The 13,648-nt window shown below is 35.8% G+C and carries 10 protein-coding genes and 2 pseudogenes; 8 read left to right on the top strand and 4 right to left on the bottom strand.

Going from position 1 to position 13,648, the window contains the following annotated elements:
• Nucleotides 1–222 (top strand): annotated as a pseudogene (locus tag MM239_RS19415) (transposase); the annotation flags it as partial.
• 35 nt (nt 223–257) lie between these two features.
• On the opposite strand, the gene MM239_RS19410 reads toward MM239_RS19415, so the two are convergent.
• Nucleotides 258–755 carry a hypothetical protein gene (locus tag MM239_RS19410; protein ID WP_241349989.1) on the bottom strand — a complete coding sequence of 166 codons (498 nt, stop codon included), beginning with the start codon at nt 753–755 and terminating at the stop codon, nt 258–260.
• 71 nt (nt 756–826) lie between these two features.
• On the bottom strand, nt 827–2,500 hold the full coding sequence (locus MM239_RS19405; RefSeq protein WP_241349988.1) for a serine hydrolase: 1,674 nt from the start codon (nt 2,498–2,500) through the stop codon (nt 827–829).
• A 313-nt stretch (nt 2,501–2,813) separates the two neighbouring features.
• Between MM239_RS19405 and MM239_RS19400 the strand changes: the two genes are divergently transcribed.
• Both MM239_RS19400 and MM239_RS21045 read left to right on the top strand, forming a co-directional pair.
• Nucleotides 2,814–3,302 carry a hypothetical protein gene (locus tag MM239_RS19400; RefSeq protein ID WP_241349987.1) on the top strand — a complete coding sequence of 163 codons (489 nt, stop codon included), beginning with the start codon at nt 2,814–2,816 and terminating at the stop codon, nt 3,300–3,302.
• Nucleotides 3,303–3,534: 232 nt separating this feature from the next.
• Nucleotides 3,535–3,645: pseudogene (locus tag MM239_RS21045) on the top strand (JAB domain-containing protein); the annotation flags it as partial.
• A 154-nt stretch (nt 3,646–3,799) separates the two neighbouring features.
• On the opposite strand, the gene MM239_RS19395 reads toward MM239_RS21045, so the two are convergent.
• Nucleotides 3,800–4,309: a sigma-70 family RNA polymerase sigma factor gene (locus MM239_RS19395; RefSeq protein WP_241349986.1), complete on the bottom strand. Its 510-nt coding sequence runs from the start codon at nt 4,307–4,309 to the stop codon at nt 3,800–3,802.
• Between the two features lie 291 nt (nt 4,310–4,600).
• Between MM239_RS19395 and MM239_RS19390 the strand changes: the two genes are divergently transcribed.
• From MM239_RS19390 to MM239_RS19375, 4 genes are all read left to right on the top strand, one after another.
• Entirely contained in the window at nt 4,601–5,533 is a 933-nt protein-coding gene (locus MM239_RS19390; protein WP_241349985.1) for a FecR family protein, read from the top strand.
• A gap of 69 nt (nt 5,534–5,602) precedes the next feature.
• Nucleotides 5,603–8,722 (top strand): TonB-dependent receptor domain-containing protein, encoded by a 3,120-nt coding sequence (locus tag MM239_RS19385; protein ID WP_241349984.1) that lies wholly within the window; start codon nt 5,603–5,605, stop codon nt 8,720–8,722.
• Between the two features lie 5 nt (nt 8,723–8,727).
• Nucleotides 8,728–10,164, top strand: coding sequence for a hypothetical protein (locus tag MM239_RS19380; RefSeq protein WP_241349983.1), 1,437 nt, complete (start codon nt 8,728–8,730; stop codon nt 10,162–10,164).
• Nucleotides 10,165–10,168: 4 nt separating this feature from the next.
• A complete protein-coding gene (locus MM239_RS19375) occupies nt 10,169–11,533 on the top strand; it encodes an alkaline phosphatase family protein (protein ID WP_241349982.1) in 1,365 nt (454 codons plus the stop codon).
• A gap of 82 nt (nt 11,534–11,615) precedes the next feature.
• Here the strand turns inward: MM239_RS19375 and MM239_RS19370 are convergent, their stop codons facing one another.
• The gene (locus tag MM239_RS19370) at nt 11,616–11,765 is read right to left on the bottom strand and encodes a hypothetical protein (protein WP_241349981.1); all 150 of its coding nucleotides are present in this window, start codon (nt 11,763–11,765) and stop codon (nt 11,616–11,618) included.
• A 987-nt stretch (nt 11,766–12,752) separates the two neighbouring features.
• Between MM239_RS19370 and MM239_RS19365 the strand changes: the two genes are divergently transcribed.
• On the top strand, nt 12,753–13,547 hold the full coding sequence (locus MM239_RS19365; protein WP_241349980.1) for a hypothetical protein: 795 nt from the start codon (nt 12,753–12,755) through the stop codon (nt 13,545–13,547).
• The last annotated feature ends 101 nt before the right edge of the window (nt 13,548–13,648 follow it).

The following is a 13,648-nucleotide window of genomic DNA, read 5'->3' as shown; positions in this document are numbered from 1 at the left end:
ATTCCCTTTTATTGAAGCGGCTAAGACAATTCAAGCACATTGGTTTGGTATTATTACTTACACAGAAACTAATTTAACAAATGGTGTTCTTGAAGGAATAAATTCAAAAATTCAACTAGCAAAAAAAGAGCTAGAGGTTACAGGAATATATCCAATTTTATTAATATGATTTACTTTATCTCTGGGAAACTCAAATTCGACTACCCACTATATTCCACATAGAGCCATATTTTGTCCATTCTTTAAATTTTAATAAATCACCAAATAAATAAAACCATCATGATAAAAAGGAAAGCGCCCAATAGAGCCATAGACATGTCGGACTTAACCTTAGCATTAATAAAAAGTCCACATGCAATTACTAATTCTCTTTCTTTGGGTTCGAGTAAATAAGCTGTTAACTGACTACCAAATTTTTCAAGATGCTTTTTCCCTTGCCTGATTGACCAGTTGCTATTAGGTAAACCATCAATTGAAAATTGGAACGGACCCTCTCCCAAAAGATTGATATGAGCCAAATTCCTGTAAGGATGTATATGGAGGTAACCAACAGATTTTCCAGACTTGAATATTCTAAAACTATTGCTATTGTTCTCAATAGATAAAAATGCATAAAGCTCATCTCCCTTGTAAAAACCTGAGCTTATAGGGAAAGTAACTTCTAATTCACCAATAATCTTTTTTAAAGACAAGTCCATAACCTTTTGGGAATACTGGCTATTTCCTACCAAACGGAATTGGATCCTATTTTCCATAGAGTTAAAAGGTTAAAAACCTTTCAAATACTTAAATCTTCATTTACAGTACTTGAAAGGTTTTTATTGGTTTATTGATTAATTTTTTCAAATTGGATGTTTCTCAACCTTCCAATATCCTTGATAACAAAACCATTTAATCTGTTTCTGATGTCTCTAGTAAAATAGATTTCACCAAGCCTCTCAACTTTGAAACGGTCTGCATCGATATGTTCTAAAGGAATGTTTTCTAGATCTAAGTAATATTTCAATGTCCGAGGCATTACTAAAACAGGTACATCATTTATTAAATTAATCTGGTAAGTAACATTTAAATCCTTACTAAAGTAATTCCCTAACAATTCATCCTTTTCAGGTGCCGCTAATGAAGGCGTTCCATCATCTTTCTTACCAGGAAAACTTTTTCCGCTTTGATACCAAACCAATTCATTTACTTCCCCATTATTATCGATTATAAATTCAGATTGCGCCTCAAAGGCCTTCAAATAGAACTTATTGGATGAAGATGCAAAAAGTTCAAACTCTGGAGCATCAGGAATTAATAAGAAAAGCTTCCCTTCTTTTTCCTCGAATTTAAGCACCATCCCATCTTCCATTTTGAAAGACCCTTCAAACTTTTTTAATTCCTCACTACTCAACATAACATCTATATCCTCAACGACTGTTGGTTGAACTAAGTAGTCAGACAGTAAGGTTTCGGTTACCAACCTTGAAATTGTGGCTGTACTAATATTTTGATTATTTGAAGCCACACCAACAAACATATCGTGATCAGGATACCAAGTGAAATATGCAGAGAAACCCATAGTACCACCAGAATGACTAACTAGTCTAACACCTTTATAATCCACTAGGCTTAAGCCATAAGAATACTTTAGATCTGTTCCATCGGCCAATTTTGTCGGAGATTCCTCCAGCCTTCTTTTTACTTCTATATCAAATAATGAGGGATTGAAATAGTGCCTTCCCCATGTTAACATATCTTCCAAACTCATGTAAATATTTGTCCCTCCTGCCACTGACTCAGATTCTGTTATAGTTCTTTCAATCCCATTTGCAGTATTCTTGTAGCCAGCGGCTCTATTGGGAATGGTCTTTCCTGGTCTTGTATATGCATATGAATTGTTCATTCCTAAAGGGGAGAAAATTTCGCTCTCGATATATTCATCGAAAGATTTTCCACTTACATTTTCAATTATTTTGGCTAACAATGCATATCCCCCATTTGAATATAGAAATTCCTCCCCTGGAGTAAAGTTTAGTATCCTATAAGACATAATCAAATTGTATTCATCTTCAGCAGTCCAAGGCTGTTCCAAGGAAATACCTGCTAATAGACGTATATTATCTGTTGAACCCAGTCCACTTGTATGAAAGATCATTTGACTAACCGTAAAATCTTTACCATAATCAGGTAAATCGGGAATATATTGACGAACAGAAGCATTTAAATCTAGTTGTTCTTCCTGTTCTAATTTAAGTAATGCAAAAGCTGTAATGTGCTTGGCAACAGATGCCAAATTAAACGTAGTTTGGTCTGTAATTGGCATTTGGTAATCAAGATTCATATGGCCATAGCTTTTTTTAAAAAGAATATCCTGGCCTTTAGTCACACCAACAATGAATCCCGGTTGGTTATCCCCTGTTAATGTCTTTGCCAATGAGTCCATTTTACTTTCAAGATCTTGAGGAAATGTTTGAAAAAAAATTAGCATTATCGCCAGAAATGTGAATAATTTTTTCATAAAATGTTGTTTGAGTTTTTTGGTTTATTTTTCATTCCCACAAACATCTCCTTTGTTTATATTTCTATAGTTCCGATTTATAAATCAGTATTCATTTCTTATAATTCACAAAGAAATATGATCTCTAAAAACTAAAACTCTTATTTGCAACCATAATAGAAACCAATCATCTGACTTTTTTTGTCTCTGATTATCAATCATTAAGCAAGTTTTCACAATAAAAAATTTGTGGCAATTGTCGCACATTCATGATTATGCCCGTATCCAACTGTGAGCGCTCAATTAATAATTTTAAAACCTAAACAAAAAAGATATGTTAAAAAAAGCATTTTCCATGATCTCTATTATGGGCGCTGTCACATTATTAATCAGTTGTGACAAAGACAATTCTCTTCCATGTGTAGACGAGCCACTTGCAAACTTCAATGTTCTATTAATCGATGAAGATGATAACTTGATTCTTGAAGAAGAAGATTTTGATGCTGAATCCCTGAAAATTTTTGGGAAAAAAAATGATGAATGGGAAGAAATTGAAAACGAAGTCAAAGAAACATCTGAGGGCACAGTTTATCTAACCTCTTCCAAAATGACAAAAAACAGTCTAGAAGACGGAATGACTTCTTTTGAATTGCGGCTTGAAGACGATGTCCTTGCACAATTTGAATTTGTTGTAAAGTTAGAACAAAACCAACCCTGCAAGAAATACTCTTTTGAGGCAAAAGCAGGTGAAGACACTCTTGAGACAACTATAAAAGCAAATGTGAAGATTTATAAGTTGACAATTACGCAAGATATTGAATAAATTATGCTAATTGGATCCTTACAAAATATTAGTTGGTTAAACTCTGTATTTTTCCATTCAGGAAAATCTTAAAAGTACAGAAAAAAATAATCAGTCCACAAGTTTTATTTGTGGACTGATTTGATAAACCTTTTTTCTTATTCCCTCTCCTCTTTGTCTTATTGGGCAAAAGGCTGATGCCGAACCATAATCAAATGCTAAACTTAAATGAAAATGATATAACCATCCAAGTGGAAATCTAAAAAGCTCTGAACTAGATAAAAGGTTGACTGCAAAGATCAAAGAGGCCTGCAAAATCTTGGACATAACTGTCTTGGATCATATCATCCTGACAGAGGAATGATACTATTCATTTGAAGACGAAGGGTTGATATAACGGCTCTTTTTGCTTAAACATTAAATCTGAACGCTAAATATGTTGTTTTTAATGGGGTTTTCTGACTTGGGAAAAATCATCAAATGATGAATAGACTCAATCATGAAGTAAAAAATGTATTTTATAAATTATTGGTTTTAAGCCTCTTGAAGCTAATCAAAGCATTACTTATCTGTTTTTCTACGGTTCTGATGGATATGTTGAGCTTTTCAGCAATCTCTTTATTACTCAAGTTTTCAAACCGACTTAAGGTAAATACTTCTTTTGTTCTTGAGGGTAGCTTTTGCAGGATATCCTCTATTTCCATGCGCAATTCTTTTTCTGAGATGATTGATTCTGTTTTGTTCACAAACTGAATGTTCTCCATCAGTGACAAATGCTCCTGCTGAACTTTCCTTTTTCTCAAAGCTTGAAGGACTTTGAATTTTAAGTCTTGATGTAAGAACCCCCTAACATGTGTGATCATCAAACCTTCTCTGTTTTTCCAAATTCCAATGAAGACTTGTTGAACAAGGTCTTCACTTTCGTCCGTGGGAAGTATTTTTGAAGCTTTTTTATAGAGTTCTGACCAATACCTATCGATTAACAAAGACAAGCCCTGAGGATGATCCTGTTTTATTAACTCAAACAATTTTTGGTCGGTTATGTACGCTGAGAAATCCATTTTTTTAATCTTTCCCCAAATTTCAAGAGGATATAATCTTTTTGCTAACTGAACTTATTATCAAATAATTAAGTGTGTCAAATCCTTTACAACATTACTGTTTTGGATATAAACATCAGATATTCTGAAGGATACGACTTAATTGAAAAAGCGGATCATTCATTTTCAATTAACAAATTGTTACATATCTATTTTCACTCATTTTCAAGTACGTGTTTCTTTTCTCATATGCATCTTATGGCAAATTAAAAGAGCAGCATGACTGAATTAGAATTTAAGGAACTTTTAAAAAAAGTGATTGATGGAAAAGCCAATCCAATGGAACGTTCCCTAGTAGATACTTTTTATGAAAAGCTTGGGGCATCTGAAGAAGTTGGTACCGATAGTACAGTTAATTTGAAAAGAAATAAGGAGAATATATTTAGGGAATTAAATCTACCTACCGACGCCAAAAATAAGAAGCATTTGAGCAGTAAATCATGGCTAAAAATAGCGGCATCATTCTTTGCCTTTACATTACTCTCTGCTTTGGTTATTCTTCATCTTGACCAAAACTATTATGAAAATACTCACACAAGCATGCTGGAAGTGGAATTACCAGATGGCAGCCAAGTTTTGTTATACCCAAATGCTAAGCTAAAGTACAAGCAGAGTTACCTTACCAAAGACAGGGTACTTGAATTGGAAGGTGATGCTTTTTTTGATATTCAAAAGATAGGTAATAGCAAGCTGCTTTTACATTTTGGTCCTTCCATGCTGGAAGTTCTCGGAACATCTTTTCAAGTAGCATCAAATGACAATGGAATTTCTCAAGTCATGCTTTTTTCTGGTTTGGTAAGCGTCATCCCTCATTCTAACACTGAAAAAATTCTCATTCGCCCAGGTGAGGTCCTGAGGTATGATTCGGAACATCCTCAGCAAGATTATACAGTTAGATTGATGGTTGATCAAGACAATCATAAAGAAACTTTCAATATCGATGGGATTCCCCTCAAAAGCTTGATGAGGATCATAGATATGAAATTTGGAACAACTACAAAGTTTTCAGAAAAGAAGATTGAGCGACTTTTGATAGGTGGCCAATTTACTTTTGAAGACCTGGAAGACACCCTAGCACAAATTAGTTTTATACACAATTTAAAAATTACTATAAAGGATGACCAATTGATGATTTATGAAGAAAACAATTAAAAAGAAACAGGGGATCACGCTCTGCCAAGCATAACCCCCTAATTAAAACCACTTAAAATGATTTTAACAATGAAAAGTAAAACTACGAAAAAATTAAAAAGACACCTGAAAACAAAGGTTTATTTATTTCTTGCCTTGTTTTCAATGCAGGTCAATGCCCAATCCATTACCGACAAAAGAATTGCCTTAGGGAAAGGTAGCTATGATGTAAGCCAAGTAATGGAGTCAATCTCTAAAGATACTGGACTCCTATTCCTTTATGCTGAAAGACCTTCTGGCAAGCTTCTCTTGGAAAATGATGAAATGAAGATCGATAAGGTTCTTAAACAAATGCAAGCTCAGTTGGGCATCAACGCCCAGATTAAGGGTAACCAAATAGCCATAAGCAAAACAAATAAAGTTAGAGAGTTGGTTGAAGGTATTGTAAGAACCCGCCAAGGCGAGACCCTACCAGGAGCTAGTGTAAGAGTTAAAGGGAGCACTACCGGGACAGTAACGGATATGGATGGAAAGTTTAGACTCAATGTAAGCCCAGGGGATGTTCTTCAGGTGTCTTTTATTGGTTTTCAAACAGCTGAATACGTAGTAAATAATGCTACTTTAGACATCATCTTGATGGAAAATACCAGTTCCTTGGATGAAGTTGTCGTTACTGGTCAGGGAATGAGCATACAGAAGCGTAGGTTATCGACCAATGTAGTCAGTGTGAGTGGTAAGGAATTAGAGAAATTTCCAGCCAATAGATTTGATCAATTACTTCAAGCCAAAATACCGAATGCACAAATCCGCTTGACAGGTGGTCAGGCAGGTGCCACATCTATCATTAGGGCAAGAGGAGTTGTCTCTGCTTTTGTTAATTCTACACCAGTTATCTATGTGGATGGCGTTCGGATGGATAATTTAAATACCGCTTCTACCATTGGAGGTGGTGGTGCGCAAAGTGCAGGCATTAGCTCATTGGCAGATATCCCAATGGACAATATAGAAAGGATAGAGTATGTCAATGGTGGAGCTGCAACAACTCTCTTTGGCTCTGATGCAGCAAATGGCGTGATTCAAATTTTCACTAAGAAATCTGGAGATGGAAGATTAAGCTTGAATTTTGGAACAGAAATAGGTTTGGAAACTCCGACAACAGATTTTCTTAGGTTCAAACGTGTTGAAGACTTACTCTTTCAAAATGGGCTTTATCAAAGGTACAATTTGGGCATTAATGGAAGCAATAGTGAAGGATTTGGCTATAGCTTTACCATGGGGTACCTCAACAGTGACGGTGTACAGATTTTTGACCAAAATAAGAATGATAGATTGGATATGAGATCTGGCTTTAGTGCCAAGCTGGGAGAAAAAGTGGTTTATGAAAGTTCATTCAGCTTCATCAATAACCGGTTCAAAAGAAATAGAAATGGAAATCAAGGGGGATACACTGGCCTCTGGTATACCGAAAGTGGAGCTTCTGCAACTACTGGCCCTCAACCAAGATTCAATCCTGATATTGATAACCTTCCCGAAGAGGAATATCAAAGGATGAGGGAATATGTAAGAAAGGCTGAAAGATTGCAAGACAATGAAATCGTAGTCAATAGATTCCAGACTTCTCAGAGCTTTACTTACAAGCCACTTGAATCTATTACCATGAAAGCAGTCGGGGGGATAGATTATCGTACTTTAAGAAACCAAGTGATTACGACCAATGAGTATTTAACCCATACTACAGGCAACCTAACAACTAACCAAGGCTCAATTTCCAATGGAGACAGGAAGTTCTGGGGGCTTACTTTGGAAGCAAATGCCCAACACAGGATGAATATTGGAGAGTTTAGCTTTGTAAGTACTTTTGGTGGACAGCTATTTAGAAATGAAGATAGACAAGTTTCTTATGTAGGTACGAACATCCGAGATGGTGCCAGAAACATTGCTGATGCAGCCTTGAAAACGAGTAATGAGGTTTACTACGAAGTAGTAAACTATGGGGTCTACTTTCAAGAGAATTTGGGATTTAAAGACAAAATGTTTTTAGAATTGGGCTTGAGAGGTGATGGAAACAGTGCCTTTGGTCAAGATATCGGAGTTCAATATTATCCTAAAGTAGGTTTTTCATATATCCCTACTTTTGAACCCTTTTTTGAAGATATGAACTGGCTTTCATCTTTAAAATTAAGAGGAAATTACGGTGTTGCGGGTAATTTCCCAACACCTTTTATGAACCTAAGGACGATCAGTTTCCCAGGCTACTTGGGTGAGCAAGCAGCAGTATTTGGTACGCCTGGAGCCGACTTAAGACCAGAGAAAACATCAACTTTGGAAGTGGGTATGGATTTTGGCCTGTTCAAAGACAGGTTAGCCATATCAGTAGGATACTATAATGCCACCACCAATGATGCGCTATTTAGAGTACCTTCTTCTCCTTCATCTGGAGAGTCTGATGCTTTTAGAAATGTTGGAGAAATCAATAACAAAGGCATTGAAGTTAGCATGAACCTGATTGCCCTTCAAAAGCTAAATCAGTCTTTGTCTTTTAATTTATCTGTAAATACCAACAAAAACATCGTGGTCAATTCTGGTGGTTCTGCTCCATTCAACATCAATGGATTCTCTGAAAGGACAGTTCAAACCGTTGTTCAAGAAGGTTTTCCAGTGGGCTTTATCAGGGGTAGCAAGGCCATTTTCAATGATGAAGGCTTGGTGACTGAAGTTATTCCACTTCAAAACTTAGGTACAACCATCCCTGATCTATATGGTAGCATGGGCTTAAACTATGAGTTCAAATCCTTTAACTTTTTTGCAAATGCTGATTATCAAAGAGGAGCTTTCGCCAATAACTGGGATAGCCAGTTCAGGTATTTCTATGGCGCTGGGAATGAAGGTATTCCTCAAGCTGAAATAGATCAGAATGGTAGAGCTGGCTGGTTGAACATGACCAATATGTTTATTGAGAAGACTGATTTTATAAAAGTGAGGGTTATTGGAGCTAATTATGTTATTCGAGCAAATCAATCATTTTTTAAAACCATGACCATTGGCTTCAATGTTCAAAACCCTTTGAACTTCGCCACTTCAAGCTTTGATCCTGAAGCAACCATCAGTGGAAGTGCGGCTGGTCAGGGGGGTGCCACCACCGGAGGGATATCTTATGCAACTTACGCTGCACCTAGACAATATATTGGTTCTGTTAAATTCAATTTCTAATTATCATGAAAAAGTTAATCACATACATATCATTTATAATTCTAGCAAGCTTTGGTTTGTACTCCTGCGACCTGTTTGATGTTACCAACCCTTATGTAACAGAAGATAGATTTATAAACAGCCCTCAGGCAGCAGCCATATGGATGAATGGACTGAAAAGGCAATCGAGTTTGACTGTTGGAACAGTAGTAGAGTTTACTGAACTGGTATCTGATAATTATTTCAATAACTACACCCAGAGCAGTAAGGTATTTGACTTTCCAGAAATCAATTACTTTGATATTGATGTTCGACGTGTTCAGACCAGCATACATTTACTCTTAGAAACAGCCAGGTTTGGATTAGAAAAGGTTTTGCCAAATGATCCAGAGGCTACAGCAATTCAAGAGGCTGAATGTATCTTTATCATGGGCTATGCTCATTTGCTTGCCGCAGAATTGTTTGTGGCAATGCCCGAGTCACCTAATGGTCAGGTATTGACCCCAACAGAACACCTAGATAGAGCCATTCAATATTTTACACAAGCTCAAGGGAAATACACAGCTGCTAATGATCAGTTAATTTGTGACCTTGCACTAGCAAGAGCTAATCACTCCAAAGGTGACCGACAGGCAGCTAGGAATGCGGCAGCTAGGGTTACTGCTACAAATCCAAGTCTTTTGAAACAAGTGTTTTACGGAACGCAATCTGGACCAAGTAACAATTTTCAAAATGCTATCTTCTCTGGGACGATCAATCAATTTGCGCCACTTCCAAGGTTAGACTTTCTTGATCCCAAATATTTCAACTTGACTTCTGTCATAGTGGACGATCAAAAGCCAATCAGCATCCTAAAAGCCGAAGAAGCATTTTTGATATTGGCAGAAGCAGCCCTTTCAGAAGGCAATATAGCCGAAGCTAAGAGTAACCTTTCTAGATTGATCACTGAAGTTATTGCAATAAGACCAGTGACTCAATTAGATGATTCCAGAGAAACAAGAAATGGTGGTAATAGAAATGATTATCCTTTAAGCGCTGTTGCAGTTAGATTTGATTCTTCAAGCCCTTGGATATCAGGTTTGGTGCTTGACAGACAAGCTGGTAAAATCAATGCTTACAGCGTTTCAGGGACACATGTAACAGTATCAGACATTGAAGAAGCTTCTTCAGTGGATGAGTTGCTGTATTTGACCTACCTGATTCGACAAGAAGTGTTTTTTGCTGAAGGCAGAAGAATGACAGATCTTGGAATTCGTTTTCCAATTTCTGAATTGGAGTTCAACAACAATAGTAATGTCAATGAGTCTCACCTGGTGACCCAGCTCCCAACATTTATTCCGCTTGATCTTGAAATGGACGATTTTTCAGTTGACCCAAATTCAGGAATTGTAACCATTAGACATGACATGAATAAGGTCTTGATAGCAAATAAACAGTCAAACTTGGTAATTCCTTTCTTCTAAAAAAATGAAAAAGAACCTGATAATAACATTGTGTTGCTTTTGGGCATTATCCTCAAGCCATGCACAAAATAATAATGAAATCAATCATGTTGTATTGATCTCTATAGATGGATTGAGACCAGAGTTTTACTTAGATGAAACTTGGCCAGCACCAAACATTCAACACCTGGCAAAACATGGAATTGCAGCATCTGGTGTAAATGGGGTCTTCCCGACAGCCACCTATGCTTCCCACACTTCTATTATAAGTGGTCAGCTTCCTGTAAATCATGGCATCTTTTATAACATGGATTTGGATCTACAGAACTATAGCTCAAAGTGGTTTATGGAATATAAGGATGTAAAGACGAAAACACTTTGGGAAAAAATCAAAGAAAAAAATATGACCTCGGCAGCATTCAGCTGGCCAGTTACCGCTGGTGCTCCAATAGACTATAATATACCAGAGGTTTGGACTTCTGAGGCACCTAGTGATAGAACCGTTGCCATCAGAAAATGGGACAACCCTGCAAACTTGTTGGAGGAATTGGAAGAATATGCTACAGGAAAACTCGAAGGTGATGATATAAGCCTATCTTATAGGGTGATGGATCAGAATCATAGCAGGATGATGGGCTACGTTATTAGAAAATATAAGCCTAATCTTTCAACCATTCATTTGGTCCATACAGACGGTGCCCAACATAAAAAAGGTAGAGATTCTGAACTCATTAGACAAACATTGGCATCCGTTGACCAGGCTGTAGGTCATATTATAGAATCTATAGATAGGGCTGGTATTGCAGATCAGACGGTAGTCATGGTAATCGGTGATCATGGTTTTGTGGATATCCATCATCTCATTCAGCCTAATGTCTTACTTGCAGAGATGGGCTTACTAGGCAATGAAATTAATAGAAATGACTGGAAAGGTTTCTTCCAAAGTTCTTCAGGAAGTACCTTTTTACATTTGAAAGATAAAAATGATACTAGGCTCTTGAATCAAATAATTTCATCTTTGGATAAGCTTCCAAAAGAAATTAGAGCTGGTTTTGAAATACTAGATAAAGAACAATTAAAGCAAGCAGGAGCCCATCCTGATGCAGTCCTTGCCTTGGCCGCAAATGAAGGTTATAAATTTGGTGCTTCTTGGACAGAGGAATTGTTCTCGGAGTCATCTGGTGGAATTCATGGGAATTATCCCAATTTTAAAAATATCCAAACAGGGATGATCATCTACGGTAAACAAATCAAAGCATTCGAAACCCCTGTAGACAATGTTAATTTGATAGATTTTGCCCCAATCATTGCTGATCTCTTACAGTTAGATAGTTCTGGCTTTGATGGTGCAATACCTCCCGTATTAAAGAATAACTTGTTTAAGGATTAAAAAATATTTGAAAAGAGGCTGTCCGAAAAGGACGGCCTCTATTTTTTAGGTTAATCTTTTACTTAATTTTTAGAGTGACAATTTAATCTTTTCCTGGAGGAAGTTTTTCCTCAGGGTCATCACTCATCTCTCTGGCAAAACCATCCATTGTTTCTTTTGAATTCAAAAGATCACAAGAAGTTGTACTCAAAAGAGATACAAGTACTAATCCGATAATACATATCCTGTACATAACTCATCTAGTTATGAAATACACACTTGCCATAAGGCTAAAATGGGGAATACCGGAAAAGCCATTAGGTGCTACCCCACTCGTTGCAACCTGACTCTTTCGTCAATACATATGTTCCTTTTTTTCTGTCAATTCAATTAGTAAACACAAGCCTGACCTCAAGGCTATCTAATTGATTGGGCAATTAACACATTTGAGAATTCAAACTGATTAGATCTAAAATTACAATAAATAGTTTACTAAACTGTTAAAAGCGAAATTAAAAATCATTTATATCAGAAGAAAGTCAGCCATAAAAAACTAAACACAAAGTTCTTCTAATCCAAATAATTGACAAACGTCATGATGGTCTTTGAGGCTGCAATCCAATATAACACACCGCTTACTAAATGATCTTGCAGCCTATTTGACTTTACTTCTCCAAGGAGACTTTTAATGGCCTTGTTAACAGTAAAATTCCAATTATTAAAAAGTTGTATTGACCTGATGGTGAGCGATTTTTAAAAAGTAAATTAAAGTCATATCTGAAAGCAATTCCAAATTTAAGAATTTAACAATTGAAGCACTCAGCTTTTCTTTCACCATAGTTTCAATATGCCTTCATTCAGCAAGCACTTTTAAACACGAAAACGTTGATCACATCAGTGAAAAATACCCATAAGTAGGTATTTTTTTATAAATCTAAATAAGCTAGTTTTAACACATCAACCTGATTAATAAGATCTTGCTTATTAAAACACTAATTTAAATTAGAATACTAGGTTATAAAAAAGTAAAAATCGACTGTCAATTAACATTAAATATAACTGAAAACTATCTCTATTTATGCCCTATCCACATAAAGAAAAACAAGAAGTATAGCTTGAAACAAGATTCAAAATACGAGCAAATAAAATAGCCTTAATCAAAAGCTAATCCCTAACAGACATTTATAACACTATTCAAGCCATATCACGATGATTTATACTAAGATAATTTCTAAAAAACATGAAAACATTAAGAAATCTCACAGTCCTATTTTGTCTATTGCTAGTAACCAAGCCTGTATTAAGCCAAAATCAAGAAGACAAAAAATTAATTGGTAAAGTAAACTTAGGTGGAAATGCTAAATACATTTTACAATATTCTGTTCAGGAAGAACATCATATATATGAAATTATTAAAGCAGTACCTCCAGGATCTAATTTGGAATCATTCAGGTTAATTTTTAATGATTTTGATACATTTGACAAGAATCTTAAAATTTTACTTGATGATATTTCAAAGACTGAGGATTCTTTTTCTGATGTTCTAAAAGATGCCAGAAATACAGACGAGTCAATGAAATATTTTTATGCACTTCAAACCATGAGACCAGCAGTTGAAGAGGCTACTAAGGGCCCTATTGCAATGACCATGAAATTTGGAAAAGAGGCTCAAATTAGAAAAACACCAAGTGGCACCAATGATTATTTAACAAAGAATGACTTTTTAAAATTTCTTAGAAATACAGACATCGTAAAACAAGATTATCTGGATAATTTTATGAAAAACTCTTTTGGCACCAATAAAGAATCCCTTACCCAATATATTAACTTTTATACGTTTGAAAACATCCAGAATAGAGTAAAAAATAATTTAGAATCGTATTTACCCAAAAAAGAGGTGGAAGATATTCTTTCTCAAGATGACTCGGTTGTACATACTAATTATTTGTCTAGCATTAGGAACGATTTCGAAAGAGAAATAAAATTAATAGTGAAAAGTAATTCTACTCGGGATAGTTCATTAAACTGTGTCTAAGGTTAAATCTTTCTTTCAGCCTACTGTCTTAGTTGCCTTAAGGCAACTAAGACAGTAGGCTGAAAATTTAGTTTTTTTGCGGTACCCTCTCTGGGTATAGT

Origin of the sequence: Belliella filtrata, assembly GCF_022549775.1 — a bacterium.
Taxonomy (GTDB): Bacteria; Bacteroidota; Bacteroidia; order Cytophagales; family Cyclobacteriaceae; genus Belliella; species Belliella filtrata.
The sequence above is the reverse complement of the archived record's forward strand: the minus strand, read 5'-3'. Positions and strand labels throughout refer to the sequence as shown.

Bases quoted from the DNA above. Each gene is read 5' to 3' on its own strand.
- MM239_RS19370 (WP_241349981.1), bottom strand. From the start codon at position 11,765: ATGTACAGGATATGTATTATCGGATTAGTACTTGTATCTCTTTTGAGT.
- MM239_RS19385 (WP_241349984.1), top strand. From the start codon at position 5,603: ATGAAAAGTAAAACTACGAAAAAATTAAAAAGACACCTGAAAACAAAG.
- MM239_RS19405 (WP_241349988.1), bottom strand. From the start codon at position 2,500: ATGAAAAAATTATTCACATTTCTGGCGATAATGCTAATTTTTTTTCAA.
- MM239_RS19410 (WP_241349989.1), bottom strand. From the start codon at position 755: ATGGAAAATAGGATCCAATTCCGTTTGGTAGGAAATAGCCAGTATTCC.
- MM239_RS19390 (WP_241349985.1), top strand. From the start codon at position 4,601: ATGACTGAATTAGAATTTAAGGAACTTTTAAAAAAAGTGATTGATGGA.
- MM239_RS19400 (WP_241349987.1), top strand. From the start codon at position 2,814: ATGTTAAAAAAAGCATTTTCCATGATCTCTATTATGGGCGCTGTCACA.
- MM239_RS19375 (WP_241349982.1), top strand. From the start codon at position 10,169: ATGAAAAAGAACCTGATAATAACATTGTGTTGCTTTTGGGCATTATCC.
- MM239_RS19365 (WP_241349980.1), top strand. From the start codon at position 12,753: ATGAAAACATTAAGAAATCTCACAGTCCTATTTTGTCTATTGCTAGTA.
- MM239_RS19380 (WP_241349983.1), top strand. From the start codon at position 8,728: ATGAAAAAGTTAATCACATACATATCATTTATAATTCTAGCAAGCTTT.